The sequence below is a fragment of the Woodsholea maritima DSM 17123 genome (assembly GCF_000382325.1).
GTDB classification, from domain to species: Bacteria; Pseudomonadota; Alphaproteobacteria; order Caulobacterales; family Maricaulaceae; genus Woodsholea; species Woodsholea maritima.
In genome coordinates this window covers 22,885-37,972 of record NZ_KB908065.1, presented here as the reverse complement: position 1 = coordinate 37,972, position 15,088 = coordinate 22,885, and the positions used below count along the sequence as shown (strand labels likewise).

15 protein-coding genes and 1 tRNA gene are annotated in these 15,088 nt (G+C 55.1%); 3 read left to right on the top strand and 13 right to left on the bottom strand.

Annotation, left to right across the window (positions count from 1 at the left end; genetic code table 11):
- Positions 1-605: 605 nt before the first annotated feature.
- The 3 genes from tig to H151_RS0114645 form a co-directional block, all read right to left on the bottom strand.
- Positions 606-1,952, bottom strand: a complete 1,347-nt coding sequence (gene tig, locus H151_RS0114655; protein WP_019962415.1) for a trigger factor — start codon at positions 1,950-1,952, stop codon at positions 606-608.
- Between the two features lie 851 nt (positions 1,953-2,803).
- Positions 2,804-2,890 (bottom strand) — tRNA-Leu (locus H151_RS0114650).
- A gap of 92 nt (positions 2,891-2,982) precedes the next feature.
- A complete protein-coding gene (locus tag H151_RS0114645; protein WP_019962414.1) occupies positions 2,983-3,225 on the bottom strand; it encodes a FliM/FliN family flagellar motor switch protein in 243 nt (80 codons plus the stop codon).
- Between the two features lie 92 nt (positions 3,226-3,317).
- Here H151_RS0114645 and lipB point away from each other — a divergent pair, with 92 nt between their 5' ends.
- Entirely contained in the window at positions 3,318-3,998 is a 681-nt protein-coding gene (lipB, locus tag H151_RS0114640) for a lipoyl(octanoyl) transferase LipB (protein ID WP_026354045.1), read from the top strand.
- Between the two features lie 22 nt (positions 3,999-4,020).
- Here lipB and H151_RS0114635 read toward each other — a convergent pair whose 3' ends face one another.
- Positions 4,021-4,545: a hypothetical protein gene (locus H151_RS0114635; RefSeq protein ID WP_019962412.1), complete on the bottom strand. Its 525-nt coding sequence runs from the start codon at positions 4,543-4,545 to the stop codon at positions 4,021-4,023.
- A 176-nt stretch (positions 4,546-4,721) separates the two neighbouring features.
- On the opposite strand from H151_RS0114635, the gene H151_RS17825 reads away from it, so the two are divergent.
- Positions 4,722-5,063: a TM2 domain-containing protein gene (locus tag H151_RS17825; RefSeq protein ID WP_019962411.1), complete on the top strand. Its 342-nt coding sequence runs from the start codon at positions 4,722-4,724 to the stop codon at positions 5,061-5,063.
- A 65-nt stretch (positions 5,064-5,128) separates the two neighbouring features.
- On the opposite strand, the gene H151_RS0114625 is transcribed toward H151_RS17825, so the two are convergent.
- From H151_RS0114625 to H151_RS0114595, 6 genes are all read right to left on the bottom strand, one after another.
- A complete protein-coding gene (locus tag H151_RS0114625) occupies positions 5,129-5,530 on the bottom strand; it encodes a DUF805 domain-containing protein (protein WP_019962410.1) in 402 nt (133 codons plus the stop codon).
- 143 nt (positions 5,531-5,673) lie between these two features.
- Positions 5,674-6,258 (bottom strand): DUF805 domain-containing protein, encoded by a 585-nt coding sequence (locus tag H151_RS16625; protein WP_019962409.1) that lies wholly within the window; start codon positions 6,256-6,258, stop codon positions 5,674-5,676.
- Between the two features lie 41 nt (positions 6,259-6,299).
- Positions 6,300-6,728, bottom strand: a complete 429-nt coding sequence (locus tag H151_RS0114615; protein ID WP_019962408.1) for a DUF805 domain-containing protein — start codon at positions 6,726-6,728, stop codon at positions 6,300-6,302.
- Between the two features lie 215 nt (positions 6,729-6,943).
- The gene (locus H151_RS0114605) at positions 6,944-8,950 is read right to left on the bottom strand and encodes an acetyl-CoA carboxylase biotin carboxylase subunit (RefSeq protein ID WP_019962406.1); all 2,007 of its coding nucleotides are present in this window, start codon (positions 8,948-8,950) and stop codon (positions 6,944-6,946) included.
- A gap of 136 nt (positions 8,951-9,086) precedes the next feature.
- Positions 9,087-9,983 (bottom strand): glycosyl hydrolase family 18 protein, encoded by an 897-nt coding sequence (locus H151_RS0114600; protein ID WP_019962405.1) that lies wholly within the window; start codon positions 9,981-9,983, stop codon positions 9,087-9,089.
- Positions 9,984-10,058: 75 nt separating this feature from the next.
- A complete protein-coding gene (locus H151_RS0114595) occupies positions 10,059-10,532 on the bottom strand; it encodes a potassium channel family protein (protein ID WP_019962404.1) in 474 nt (157 codons plus the stop codon).
- A gap of 180 nt (positions 10,533-10,712) precedes the next feature.
- Here H151_RS0114595 and H151_RS0114585 point away from each other — a divergent pair, with 180 nt between their 5' ends.
- On the top strand, positions 10,713-11,156 hold the full coding sequence (locus H151_RS0114585) for a hypothetical protein (RefSeq protein ID WP_156823530.1): 444 nt from the start codon (positions 10,713-10,715) through the stop codon (positions 11,154-11,156).
- 356 nt (positions 11,157-11,512) lie between these two features.
- Here the strand turns inward: H151_RS0114585 and H151_RS0114580 are convergent, their stop codons facing one another.
- The 3 genes from H151_RS0114580 to H151_RS0114570 all read right to left on the bottom strand — a co-directional run bounded on the left by H151_RS0114580 (position 11,513) and on the right by H151_RS0114570 (position 15,082).
- Positions 11,513-13,045 carry an acyl-CoA carboxylase subunit beta gene (locus H151_RS0114580; RefSeq protein WP_019962401.1) on the bottom strand — a complete coding sequence of 511 codons (1,533 nt, stop codon included), beginning with the start codon at positions 13,043-13,045 and terminating at the stop codon, positions 11,513-11,515.
- 602 nt (positions 13,046-13,647) lie between these two features.
- Positions 13,648-14,388: an ATP12 family chaperone protein gene (locus H151_RS0114575; RefSeq protein WP_019962400.1), complete on the bottom strand. Its 741-nt coding sequence runs from the start codon at positions 14,386-14,388 to the stop codon at positions 13,648-13,650.
- Between the two features lie 4 nt (positions 14,389-14,392).
- Positions 14,393-15,082: an HAD-IA family hydrolase gene (locus H151_RS0114570; RefSeq protein WP_019962399.1), complete on the bottom strand. Its 690-nt coding sequence runs from the start codon at positions 15,080-15,082 to the stop codon at positions 14,393-14,395.
- Positions 15,083-15,088: the final 6 nt, after the last annotated feature.

The window sequence follows — 15,088 nt, the reverse complement described above, 5'->3', positions numbered from 1 at the left end:
CTGTGCTATCCTTGACGTGCTTCGGATTGTTTGCGGGCGTGGGTGTCAGCCAGAGGCCCAATCAACTCTCCAAGCGGGAAAAGGGAAGCGTCAGGGAGCCATGATGACAGCGGGTGAAAACCCAACCCCGGGACGGTCGCCTGACGCTGAAGCTGCGGGTTAAGGGTCGCAGCTTCCCCTTTACCCTAACACCACCGACAACAAACAATCCCGGACAAGCGTAGCGCTCAAGTAGCCGACAGGCGGTAGCGCACGAAAAAGCGCGATCCGGGATCTATTGAGCTTGCCAGAAAGGCCCATAGATCCCCGATCAAGTCGGGGATGACAGTGTCTGGCTTTACAATCCCTTGCCCCCTCCGGTCCTATCGGACCGCCTCCCCCGCTTCGCAGGGGAGGATAATCGGGCGATCAGCTCGCAAGCGCGAACGCTCTCAAGTAGGCGACAGCCGTAAGGGCAATAAAGAGATGCCGCCCGCCGTGAAGCGAGGGGCTCATGAAAAACGCTCACCCCGGACGTGATCCGGGGTCCACACTCCACCCCACCCCAAACAAAAAGCCCCTTCCCGAGGGAAGAGGCTTTTTGTGTAAGCAATTCGAAGTCGGTCTTAGACCAGAGCTTCGTCCTCTTTGAAGAGTTCTTGACGAGAGACTTCTTTTTCGCTGACATCGGCCAACTCAACAAGATAGTCCACGACTTTTTCTTCATAGATCGGCGCGCGCAAAGCTTGAATCGCGCCAGGATTTTTCTGGAAGTAATCAATCACTTCACGCTCACGGCCAGGATAGCGCATGGCTTCTTGGTTGACGGCGCGGGCAATCTCTTCTTGAGAAATCTCGACATTGGCCTTGCGACCGATTTCCGCCAGAACCAGACCCAAACGCACGCGGCGCTCAGCGATTTTGCGGTAATCGGCTTCCAACTCTTCGTCAGACTTGGCTTTGTCATCGTCTTCCAGCTGATCAGCCTCTTTCGCGGCCAGAACTTCTTTCCAGATATTCTGGAATTCCGCTTCAACCATGCGCGCAGGCAGGTCGATACCTTTATGGCCATCATCGAGCTGGTCCAACAAGGCACGCTTTAATTTCATGCGTGATTGCTGAGCGTGCTCAGTCTCGAAACGCTTCGAGAGCGCCTCTTTAAGCGCTTCCAGATCAGACAGGCCCAGGCGTTCGGCCAGAGAATCATCAATCTGCGGCTCTTGCGCGGCTTCAACGGCTTTGACTTTGGTTTCGAAAATCGCCTCTTTACCGGCCAGATCTTTAACGCCGTAATCGGCTGGGAAGGTGACTTTGATCTCAACGTCATCACCCGCCTTGACGCCGGTCAATTGCTCTTCAAAGCCCGGAATGAATGCGCCTTCGCCGATGGCGACGCGCGAATCATTGGCTGAACCGCCATTGAAGACTTCGCCGTCGATTTTGCCGACGAAATCAACCACAACCACATCGCCTTCTTCCGACACAGCGCCTTCGCCCTTGTCATCATAGCCGCGGCTGTCTTTGGCCAATTGCTCCAGCGCCTCGTTGATCTGCTCATCGCCGACCGGGGCCACAGGACGTTCCAGCTTCAAGGTCGAGCCATCAACGGTTTCAAATTCTGGCATCACTTCGACGCGAATCTCAAAAACGAAATCCTTGCCGCCTTTGATGACGTCTTCACCGTCAGACTTGACTTCGATATCGGGCTGTGAAGCCGGGCGCAGATTGCGCTCATCCAAAGTCTCTTGCGTCGCCTGGGGGACCAGCTCTTGCAGGATATCGCCCATGATAGACGCTCCAAACATCTTGCGGATGTGGGCTGCAGGAACTTTACCCGGGCGGAAGCCTTTGAGGCGGACTTCAGGGCGGATCTCGTCGATTTTCGCGCTCAGCTTGGTCTCGAGCGTTGCAGCAGGAACCACAACTTCAAAAGTGCGCGAGAGACCTTCAGCAGAAATTTCTTGAACGTTCATGTTAACAGGGCCTTGTTTCGTAGTCTGGGCCGGAACAGGCGGCTTTAAGGGTTAAACACTAACCGGCGCGGGTAAGCGCCATACCATGTCCGGCCGCGCCCGCTCGGGAATAGAAGCGCGCGTTATGTCATGACAGCAGGCTTTGCGCAATGTCATCGCCTCACGAAAATACAGGTAGAGGGGGTAAGCTCGCCCCTTTCCCTGCGCTTTTGCGCTTTTTATTGCTTGCACGAAGATTTGAAGCGCCCCCCTTAGGAATGGTGACTGGATTTGCCCCCTTTTCGTTAGCTGAGGGGACCATCATGCAAACGCAGTGACGACACTCACCCACAAAGCCCTGCCACAAGCCCACGAAAGCGCGTTGATTATAGCGCGAGCCCCGACCACACCCTTTCAGGCATGGACCCCGGATCACGCCCGGGGCCGCGTGAATGCGAAAATGCCGACAGGGTTCGCGGCCTTGGGTCGGGATCCCTTCGCCCCATGGGTTCGTAAACGCTGCCCTCAAGTAGCCGATAGGCGGTAGGGCAAAACTCAAGCCTGTCATCCCCGACTTGATCGGGGATCTATGCGCTTTACTGGCAAACTTCATAGGTCCCGGATCTCACTGACGTTCGTCCGGGATGACAAAAGAAAACACCTACGCGTCCAATATAAGCGATTGCACACTTCGCCCCATGGGTTCGCAAGCGCAGCCCTCAAGTCGGCGATAGCCGGTAGGGCATTCAAGAATGCCCGCCCGCAGCGTCAGCGAGGATCGGGATAATCGAGCCACGGCTCGCAAGGACGACCGTCCGCCCGCAGCGTCAGCGAGGATCGACTGAGCGGACGCGAAGGAGAACTTGAAATAATGGTGCGGCCGAGAAGACTCGAACTTCCACGGGTTTAACCCCACAGCGACCTCAACGCTGCGCGTCTACCAATTCCGCCACGGCCGCGAAAATTGGGAAGCGGGTGGGTAGCAAGCTTATGGGGATTTGTGAAGGAGTTTTTACAGAGCCTTCAGCGCGCTAAAAGCCCCTCGCCCGGTTTAGGCGTAGAAATCATAGACATCGGCAGCTTCGGTAATTGAAACCGCAACCCGGTCGCCCTGGATAATAATCTCACCGCGCGCAATGGGGTGGTTATTGGCAAGAATCCACACTTCGTCTTGCTCATGAGCATCAAGAGGGATCACCGCACCGCGGCCCATGCGCAAAAACTGTTGAATAGGCATGCGCGAGCGGCCCAAAACCACAGATAATTCGACTGGAACTGCACCCAACTGGCTCATTTATTTCCCTAACGGCCGAAAGGCCTTGATCTCCCACTAAAGGGTAACAATGTTCTATGCCGGTTTCTGACCCGTTAAAGGCCTTTGAAAAAATGACACACTCCCCAACCGGCTGGGCTGTATCTGCTGCTCGTATCGCCTACCCTGACGCCTTAGCCGCTATGGAAGCGCGCGCCGAAGCCATCGCACGCGGTGAAGCGGGCGAGCTGATTTGGTTGTTAGAGCATGACCCCCTCTATACCGCCGGCACCAGCGCGAAGGAGGATGATCTTAAAGATCGCCACCGATTCCCAGTGTTTAAAGCAGGTCGCGGGGGAGAATTTACCTATCATGGCCCCGGCCAGCGCGTGGCCTATGTGATGCTGGACCTGCGCGTACGGGGCCGCGATGTACGCGCCTTCGTTAAAAATCTGGAAGAATGGATCATCCGTACTTTAGAGCCCTATAATATTACAGGCGAGCGGCGCTGTAACCGTGTGGGTGTGTGGGTTGATCGCAGCCAGGTCGGCGGGCCGGAGCATGAAGACAAAATCGCCGCAATTGGCATTCGCCTACGCAAATGGGTGTCTTTTCATGGCATTGCCCTGAATGTCGAGCCAGATTTAAGTCATTTTGGCGGGATAACCCCGTGTGGCATTTCTGATCCCCGCTATGGTGTGACCAGCCTGGTGGATTTGGGCCATCCCGTCACGATGGACGAGGTTGATCACACGATGCGCCGCGCTTTTGAAAGCGTCTTTGGTGCCACGCAAGACGAGGCTGCGCCGCTTTAAGCGCGCAGTCTTTGTCGAGACCTTAAAGAGCCCCTGCGCGCGATCGCATCTGGGTAAACCAGAACCCAAAGCCAAACATCACCAGCCAGAAGAGAATCATCGCTGGCCACAACCCATTGGGAGCCAACTCAGCCACCATATGCGGGTTCGATTCGATATAGGCGCGAAAGGACGCGTTAAACTCATGCGAACTCAGAACACCCGCAACGGCCGCATCATCATTCATGTCCACGCCTGTTTCCTCGACCTTGGCCATCATCACAGGGAATAAAGCCAGGGTGATGCCGATTAATGCACCAAGAGTTTTTGCTAAAAAGCCGACAATCAAAGGGATAAAGAATAACGCCCCAGATCGGCCCACGCTGCGCAACCGATTCGTATGCAGCATGGACAGTAAGAACAAGATCGGCAGAAAGCTGATAAAGCCGCTGGCCCCGCCTAAAATACTGACCCGAATGCCATCCAGCATCGCAATGATCGCCAAACCCAGCCAGAATTGATCGGGGCTAACGCGTTGACCAGGAAGTGCAAGATATTTAATCGCCATAAGGCGGGTTCATATCGTAATTTTAGCGTGGGCGTAAGTCAGGAAGGGCAGAGATTTATTCTTTCACTGAGACGCTGGCACGGTGCGCATAGGACCAACAAATCCTGTTAACGCTTCTGCAAACGCGGTATCTTAAGGAGGAGATTAGGTCAGAATATTGCTTCAGGGAGGGGACAATGACCACCGAAACCACACAAAGCGCATCACCCGATATTGTTGGAAACAAAAAATATTGCCCAGCCTGCGGCAAAGTTCTGCATGAAAGCGCGGCGACTTGCCCATCCTGTGGCGCAGCACAAATCGTACCCATTGTAGGCCAGAAAAGTAAAATCGCCGCCGCACTCTTAGCGTTTTTCTTAGGCGGGATTGGCATTCACAAATTCTATTTAGGTCGCCCCGTTCAAGGCCTTCTTTACCTGGTGTTTTGTTGGACCTTCATCCCCGCCCTGATCGCCTTCATCGAATTCATCATCTATCTCTGCATGAGCGATGAGGCTTTCGCCGCCAAATATGGCTAAGATCAGATCTGACACATAAAAAAAAGCCCCGCAGCGCGGGGCTTTTTTCTGGTCTAACCCAAAGCTTAAACAGCGGCAGGCGCAATCGGTGCAGACCCTTCACCGCCCTTTGGGTTTGGGCCGTATTGATTGTCACCATGGCTGTCTTGAACCAGCAGGACAATCAACCAGATCGCGCCAATGATCGGAACCAGGCTGATCAAGAGCCACCAACCCGAACGGCTGGTATCATGAAGGCGACGAACGCCCACAGCGATATTTGGGATCAACACACCCAACATGAATAGGCCCATCAGGATGCTGATGATGCCTCCAGCTTTGCCTAAAACAGCGGCCAGAATACTCAAACCCATGTAAACCAGAAAATAGAATAAGGCGAAGAACCAATATTCGCTACGCCGGGCACGGCCTTGGAAATTGGCGTAATTTTGCAAGAGAACGGACTTAACCGCGTCAACGAAACCCATGAGATTTCCCCTTCTGTTTAATCTCCCCAGAGCTTTGGTAAACGCATATTCGCGCATGATGGCAAGCAAAAGATGAGAATGAGGGTCAATATAACATTAAGAATTTGACACGCCAAAACAATATTGACGTGTCAAGTCTAAGTCTATGAAGGTGTTTTTGGGTCTGCAGACGAAGATGTTGAAGATTGGCCAGTTACATCAACGGCTTCACCGTCCACGGTTTGTCCGTTTGATCTCGCATGGGACACGGGTGAGAACACTTCGTCTTCAGAGCTAGGTTGTGGACCATAGGCGTTGTCACCGGCCTGGCTGGGCAATAAACCCACCCAAAGCGTGTAAGCAATCCAAACAACCAGCCCGAGACTGGACACACTTAAAGCCCCAAACATGGCCCCGCCGACATGGACAAGCGCCTGTTTATCGGACAAATGATCCCCGGCCATAATCATGCTAATGACCGCCGCGCCACCGATCATAACCGCGATCAGACCCAGCAAAAGCGTAACAGCCCAAGGAATAGCATGCAGCCAGGCCGAACGCCCCGCATCATGCAAGCGCTTACCGTATACGCAAACACCACAAAAAACCAAAAGAATCCAAATCATCCAACCAATGAAGGGGATGCCCCCCAAAATGATATTGCCACCCAGCAAGATGGCAACACCAATCCAGTAATTCTTCTGACCAATGCGCCCCTTGGGATCGAGTAGCAGCTTTTGAAAGTCCATGGATACCTCCCACTGTTTGGCTTAACAGTGCGAAGAACCGGTCATGTTGTCAATTTCATAGCTTTCAAATGCGCCAATTCTTTCGGATTGGGGCCATATTTATTGTCCATTTGACTGTCTTGCAACATAATGATGAGCAAAACAAATCCTCCAAACGGAATAAAACCAAGAAAAATCAACCATCCCGTTAAACCGACATCATGTAAACGGCGCACAGATACCGCAAGTCGAGGAATAAAAAAAGCAACAAAGTAAATGAAAAATAACAACACAAGAATTGATTTAATTGCATTTACAGATTGACCAGATTGACCGGCCTGTTCAATGATTGACAAATACACCATCGCACCAATAATGGCGAAATAAATTAATAAGTCGACGAGTAAAAACGTCCAAAACTCTAATCGACGCGCACGCCCTTTAAAATCAAAATATCCACGTGATAGACTATGCCAAAACGCATTCAGCATTCCAGTCCCCCTAATTACTACGTACGTATTTAACCAGATCCGGCTAAATCCCCAAGTCACGCAACTCATAAATGAGATGAATAAGGCGGAAAATGGCAAAAAGTATGATTAAATGAGGCGCGGCCCGAGATAAAGCAGTGGGCTTAATTCCCCCCAAAAAAAAAACGCGCACCAGGACACCTGATGCGCGTAACTTATCGATTGGGTTGTCTATCTTATTCGAATTCAACGAGCAATTCGTCTGCGGCAACACTGTCCCCGGCTTTACAGGCGACGGTTTTGACAATGCCATCAACTTCGGCGCGCAGGACATTTTCCATTTTCATCGCCTCAACCGTAACAATCGGTGAGCCTGCCTTTACTTCATCCCCGACGGCGACATTGACCGCCACGATTAAGCCCGGCATGGGTGACAGCACCAGCTTGGCGGTGTCCACAGGCTCTTTTTCCGGCAAGCGCGCATGGAGGGCGGCCACTTTCTGAGTGCAGACCAAAGCCGTCGCGCTATAGCCGCGATGGCGCACGCTATAGCCTTCGGTACGGTTGTGGATCTGCACCGCAAAGCCTTCGGCACCAAGCTTGCCTTCAAAGAGGTGCTGGCCCGGCGTCCAATCCGTAGTCAGCATCACGCGCTCGCTGGAGAGATTGGGCATCCAAATCTCTGCGCCATGGGGCAATAGAGACACCTCAACGGGGAAGTGCTGACCATTCAAGATCACCACCCATTGACGTTCGCCGGTAACGCGCGCAGGGATCAAGCGCCCTTCAATCTGGGCGGCGCGCTCGGCCTCCACCGTTTGGGCAAAGGCGCTGGCGGCCACCAGATAGCGCAATTGATTCTCACGCGGCACCGTACCGTTAAACCCTTCGGGGAAATGCTCTTCGATATAGCCGGTGTGAATGCGGCCCGTGCGGAAGTCTTCTTCATCCAGCACCGCAGACAGGAAAGGCGCATTCGCCTGCAAACCATCGACATGCAGACGATCCAGCGCGCTAGCCAGCGCATCAATGGCCGCTTCGCGGGTCGCGCCCTGCCCGATCACCTTGGCGATCATCGGATCATAGAACATGGAGATTTCATCGCCTTCACGCACACCCGAATCGATACGCAGATGGCCTGGCCCCATCGGGCCTTCTTTGGGCTCCACATAGCGCTTCAAGCGGCCGATAGAAGGCAGGAAACCGCGATAGGGATCTTCAGCATAAAGACGCGCCTCAACGGCCCAGCCCTGGATCTGGATATCACGCTGCTGGAAGGCCAAGGGCTCACCAGCCGCCGAACGGATCATCTGCTCAACCAGGTCAATGGCGTGCGTCAACTCGGTCACCGGGTGTTCGACCTGTAGGCGGGTATTCATTTCCAAAAAGTAGAAATTCTTGTCCGGATCGACGATGAATTCCACCGTACCGGCGCTATCATAATCCACCGCTTTAGAGAGCGCGACCGCTTGCTCGCCCATGGCTTTGCGCGTTTTCGCATCCAGGAAGGGCGATGGTGCCTCTTCCAAAACCTTCTGATTGCGGCGCTGCACCGAGCATTCACGCTCGTTCAGATACACGACATGGCCATGCTTATCGCCCAGAACCTGGATCTCGATATGGCGCGGCTTCTCCACGAATTTCTCGATCAAGATCCGATCATCACCGAAGGAGGATTTCGCCTCGTTACGCGCGGCCTGAAAGCCTTCGCGCACTTCATCGACACTGCGCGCAATGCGCATGCCCTTACCCCCGCCCCCGGCAGAGGCTTTGATCATCACGGGAAAGCCAATATCGCTGGCGACGGTGACGGCCTGATCGGCGTCTTCGATTTCCCCGCGATAGCCCGGCACGGTGTTCACCCCAGCCTCAGCCGCGAGCTTCTTCGATTCCAGCTTATCGCCCATCGCGGCAATCGCATGCGGGTTCGGCCCGATAAAGACGATGCCTTTTTCCGCCAGCGCTTTGGGGAAGGCGGCATTCTCTGACAAGAAGCCAAAGCCGGGATGAACCGCGTCCGCACCGGTCGCAACACAGGCCGCGATGATCCGGTCCATCATGAGATACGATTCGCTGGGTAAAGAGCCCCCGATATGGATCGCCTCGTCCGCCATCTCTACCGCCAAGCTGTCAGCGTCCGCATCGGAATAGACGGCCACGGTGGGAATGCCCAAACGCTGACAGGTCTTAATGACACGAACGGCGATTTCGCCGCGATTGGCGATAAGGATTTTATGGAACATCGGACCGTGGAGCTCTTGATTACGAAGGAATGTTGATTGAACGGTTTAGCGCGCTCTTACCCTCCGGGGCAAGGGCATGCTTCCACATCCCTGCCCCAAAGGTCATCATGCTCTAATCTAGCCTCTAACCGGGCGACTAACCGGCGCTCAGCGCCAGGCTCAACGGGGTGAACCAATTTTCGCAGCCCGCTTGGGCTTTCCAGCCCATAATCCCTCCAAAGGGATAATCGCCGGCGCCCTTCAGCGGATTGATCACATCGCTGATCAAGGACGCGACCGGTTGATAGCCCGATCCCGCATCGCCTGCCATGACTGGAAAGCCCGCGATCAATTTGGCCGCCGGGATGGACGATTGCGCCACGATCCCCATTAAACTGGACCCAAAGGGCGGGGTCAGATTGAGCCCCGCCACATGGGTGGTCAGCGGCTGGGTAAACCAGTCATTGTTATAATACTGTATATTGAGGGCCGTGATTTCACTGCCCGCCTGATCCATCACCCGGAAATAGGAACCACTATAATCAGGCGAGCCCGCACTATAGAGATAGGGACATTGCGGGGCATGGGTGATGATGCGCCGCTCGGCAGGTAATTGATCATAGAGCGCATGGGTCAGCGCGACCAGCATCGCCACACCAAATTGACCATGGTTGAGCGAGCCGGTTTCTTCAAAGTCGATATCCACACCGTCCAGACCATAGGCCTCACACAGGCTGGCCAAACGCTCGGCCGTGCGCGCGGGCGCAGCCGCGATGGCTTGCCAGGTTTGCAGCGGGAAATGACCGGGCTCTCCGCCGAGCGCTACGCGCACGCGGCGCGCACCCTCTTGCTGGACAGTTTTAATCAACTCAGGGCTGAGCTGGGCTTTTAGCTGCGGATCAAAATCCAGCTGGCTGACATCATTGGGCGCATTGGGGCTGGGCACAATAAAGGCCAGAATGACATCATTGACCGGAGTGTCGCAGAAATCCTTCAGCGACCAGCCAATGTCATTATTGGCCAGATAATAAAGACTTAGCGTATGATAAGACATGAGGGGGCGTACCTATCCTAGGGCTCAAAATTTGAGCGAATACGCACCCCACACACATCCTATACGTGTATTACCCTATCCCGGCAAGTCCTCATCGCGATTTTTGGCCCGCCGGTCGAGCCAATCAAACTCAGCCGAGCGTAAGCGTGTGATCACGGACAGTAAAAACGCCGTCGACCAGCCGATCAGCAAAAATCCGTTTGCGCTCTCAATCGCCCCAACCATGCGCCAGGGTTGTGCCTGGATCACATCGCCAAAGCCCACCGTGGTAAAGGCACTGGTGGAAAAATAAAGCGCCTCTTCAAAGCTCGCAAATTCCCCCAACACGCTATACACGATCGCATAGGCCCATATCTCTAGGGTATGGAGGGCAAATAAACCAATCACCACCCCCGCCAAAAACACGGCCTGGCGAAGGAAGCTTTCATAAGGGCGAATATGGTCAGCGCGCACGCGCATCACCGCCATTAAGGCCGATAGACCGGCCAAGTGGATAATGACGGTTATAAACACCATCACTGTAGAGATGATCAAAGAGGTCACTAGCATCCTGCATGTCTTTCATCTTGCCCCACTCGATCGGCAGTATAAAATCAAGCCCTTAAAACTCTATTGCGCGCAGCAAAGCATTAACCATGGAACGCAATTGGCAATGACTGCGTTCACTCTATGACGTATGCAAGACCTCTATCCTAATCCAGGGGTCGCACCATAGGGGCTTGTGGTATAATGAAACGGTTTTTGACGCTTACAGCTTTGATTTTCTGCGCATGGGGCTTATCAGCGTGCAGCTCAGCCTCGACCACGTCGAACGCGTCCCTCACCAGCTCTAGCGATGTCCAGCCGGGCTTCATGGTCATCAAGGAAAGCCCTTATTCGGCCGAAGAAACCTTGGCCATCCTGGCCCAGCATATCGCCAGCCAAGGCGGATTGGTGCTGGCGCAACTGGATCAGCCCTCACAGCGGGTCAATCAAGCCGGGTATATCGCGCCCACCCATGTTCTGGTCTTCCAGATCGAGGCCCGCGAAGGCCGCGAAAACCCCATGCGGGTGATGGCCTGGGAAGATGGCCAGACGACCTACCTGGTCTACACCCTGAGCGATCCACAATCAGATACCAATTCTTACGAAGCGCGCTTGGAAACCCTCACCGACGAGGTGATCAGCGGCTAGCCCCTCCCCGACCGGCCGCGTGAAAAAAGCCCCGCTCACTTGAGCGGGGCTTTTTTGTGTTGACTATCGTCTTGCGGTCATGGCGCGTGACATATTCAAAACTGTCATCCCGGCCTTGAGCCGGGATGACAGACTTACAGTAAAATCCTCGCGGCGCAGCGGGAGGACCTAATTTTTTTTGCTACCGGCTTTGAGAATGTTCGCGCTTGGGAGCGAAAAGTTTGCTGGACCCCGGATCAAGTCCGGGGCCGCGTTACGGCCAAAACCCCAACCGGGTTCCCGGACGAACGAGAGTGAGATCCGGGATGACAAGAACTCTACCCCCTGTCACCCCAGACTTGATTTGAGGGCATACCCTAGAGCGGGATATTATCGTGCTTCTTCCAAGGATTGGTCAGCTGTTTATTGCGCAGCTTTTTCAGCGCCTTGATCAGGCGGCGGCGGGTTGAATGCGGCATGATCACATCATCAATATACCCGCGCGAGGCCGCCACGAAGGGGTTGGCAAAGCGGTCTTCATAATCCTTGACGTGTTCGGCCATTTTCTCTTCATCGCCTAAATCCTTGCGGAAGATAATCTCCGCGGCCCCCTTGGCCCCCATCACCGCAATCTCCGCGGTTGGCCAGGCGTAATTGACATCGCCGCGCAAATGTTTCGAGGCCATCACATCATAGGCTCCGCCATAGGCTTTGCGGGTAATCACCGTCAGCTTGGGCACGGTGGCCTCAGCGTAGGCGAACAATAATTTCGCGCCATGCTTGATCAGGCCGCCATATTCCTGCTTGGTGCCCGGCAGGAAGCCCGGCACGTCGACAAAGGTCACGACAGGAATTTCAAACGCATCACAGAAGCGCACAAAGCGTGCGGCTTTTTTCGAGGCATCAATGTCGAGCACTCCGGCCAGGCTCATCGGCTGGTTGGCGACAAAGCCCACAGGCTCGCCATCCAGGCGGCCAAAGCCCACTACGATATTGGTGGCGTAATCCTTGGCGATCTCAAAGAAATCACCTTCATCGGCGACCTTCTCGATCAACTCGCGCATATCATAGGGCTTGTTCGGGTTGGGCGGCACCAAAGTGTCCAGCGCCTCGTCCCCCCGCTCCGCATCATCATAGCTGGGACGGCGCGGGGCTTTTTCGCGGTTATTCAGCGGCAAGAAATCAATCAAGCGGCGGATTTGGATCAGCGCCTCAATATCGTTTTCAAACGCACCATCAGCAACGCCGGATTTCTTGGCGTGAACGGACGCGCCGCCCAAATCCTCGTGGCTCACCTCTTCATTGGTGACGGTTTTGACCACGTCTGGCCCGGTCACATACATGTAAGAGGTGTCTTTCACCATGAAGATGAAATCGGTCATGGCGGGCGAATACACATCCCCGCCCGCACAAGGCCCCATAATCACAGAGATTTGTGGGATCACACCGGAGGCCAGCACATTGCGCTGGAAAATTTCCGCATACCCGCCCAGCGCATCCACGCCTTCTTGAATCCGCGCCCCACCCGCATCGAACAAACCAATGATCGGCGCGCCATTTTTCAGCGCCGCATCCTGGACCTTCATGATTTTACGCGCATGGGCCAGCGACAGCGAGCCCCCGAACACGGTGAAATCCTTGGCAAAGATATAGACCGGACGGCCATTGACGGTGCCAGAGCCCGTCACCACGCCATCCCCGGTCATTTTTTTATCGGCCATGCCAAAGTCCGAACACTGATGTTCGACAAACATGTCCAGCTCTTCAAAACTGCCCTCATCCAGCAACAGGTCGATACGCTCACGCGCGGTCAGCTTGCCTTTGGCATGCTGGGCCTCGATACGCGCCTCGCCTCCGCCCAAACGGGCGGCTTCACGCTTGCGCTCAAGCTCTTGCAGGATCTCTTTCATTGGGGCTCCCCGTCGGGCTGGGCCGTATAAGGCAAGGATTCTTCTATCCCCTTTGCTAGCACCGCTTTGCGCATGGGGCAAATAGAGAGGGAAGTTGGCGATGGCGCTCCATCGTGCCTGCATCCTTGGCGAAATGCGCAAAACACCGTCGCCCTGAACTTGATTTGGGGTCCATGCCGGACGGGTCGAGCGGGGTTCTGGTCGTTCAAAATAAACTGCACACTCACGGCATGGATACCAGATCAAGTCTGGCATGACAGAGAGAGAGAGAGTGTGTGTGCTCCCCTGTTTCCGGGGGAGCTGTCAGCGAAGCTGACTGAGGGGGCGTGACTACACAGAAGGTTACGCTCAAAGCATCCCCATAGTGTCATCCCGGACGAACGCAGTGAGATCCGGGATCTCTGGGCTGTGCCAATAAAGTTTATGGATCCCGGCTCAAGGCCGGGAACCCATGTTAACACTCACCACAACGCGGCCCCGGACTTGATCCTGGGTCCAAAATCGAACCCATAGGGGTCGCAAGCGCGAACGCGCGCCCGCAGCGTAGCGAGGATACTTTAAAAAAAAGGCGTGGCCCCGGACTTGATCCGGGGTCCAGGCGATCACCCCTCCGCTTCATCCAGAAGACGGAAGAGACGCTCAATAGCCAACAGGTCGCGTTTTTTGTTCGCGGCGGCTTGGGCGGCTTCGCTATCCTCGCCCCAGCGTTCACTCTGATAGGTTTCATCAAGACGCGAGGCCTCGAAGAGGTTTTCGCCGCTGCCTTCAGCCTCTAGCAAGGCAAAGCCCAAAATCGCCGAGCTGAGGATCGGCACCGCACTGGAAAGGCCGGTTAAACGCCAATTATCCAGCGCCAGCGCATGACGGCGCAGCGCCTCAATCGAGCCATGAGGCTGTTCAATCGCGACCACGCCTTCGGTGATGTCAAAGCGGGCATCAAGCGCACTCGCGGCCCAGTCGAGATAAGGCGTCCAGGCCTTGGCCTGACGCGCGGCCAGCACCGTATCTTCGGCGCGATAGCACAACAGATCGGTGGAGGCATATTTGGCGATTTCCAGCGCGGCGGCTTGGCGATATTGCGCCATATTATCCACCGCCACATGGGCAAGCCGGGTCAACGGCATGATGAAGGGATTGATGACCTCATCCTGATCGGCCCATTCTTGAGCCATCGCGAAGGCGAGATTTTCATACGGGGCCGACAGCGTATTGCGCGCCGGGGTTTTGACCGCACGCCCATCAAGCAGGATGGTCAGGACGCCCTCCACCTCCCCCACGGCGACATCTTTATAGAAGCGCTTGGGCAGCGGTTTGGTTTCGGCCTTGGCCTTACTCATGCTCATCGACTTAAGCCTCTTGGTTCGCGCGCGCGCCAAAGGCGTCCAGCGCACGGTTTAAACATGCAAAATCATGGTGAATAGAATGGGGATTGGCGCTTTCAATCTCATCTACCGTGTGAAAGCCCCAACTGACGCCCAAGGTATGGGCCCCGGCGGCGCGGCCCATTTCCATATCGAAATGGGTATCGCCAATCATCACCGTCTCTTCTGGGCGCGCCCCGGTTTGCGCCATGGCATCGAGCACCATGCGCGGATGGGGCTTACCCACCCCGCCATCCACGGTCTGAAAGGTCTGGAAATATTTGTGAAAGTCGTGATGGGCGAAGACCATATCCACGCCGCGCCGCGATTTTCCGGTCGCAACGCCCAACAGCCAACCCTCATCGGCCAGACGCTCAACGGTTTCACGCGCGCCCTCATACAGCGGTTCTGCAAAGTCTGGCTCTTCACGCATCAACACAAATTGCTGTTTATAAAGCCCGGCGAGATGGGGAATTTGCTCGGCTGGATAGTCTGGCGGGGCCAGCCGCAAAACCGCCTCGGTCAGTTCCAGCCCCACAATGGTGCGCGTTTGATCATAGTCCATGCCGCCCAGCCCGGCGGCCTTAAAGGCACGGTCCATGGCGCGCGCAATCACCTGGCGCGAGTCCACCAGCGTACCGTCGATATCAAACACCGCGAGCTTTAAACCGGGCATGCTCGC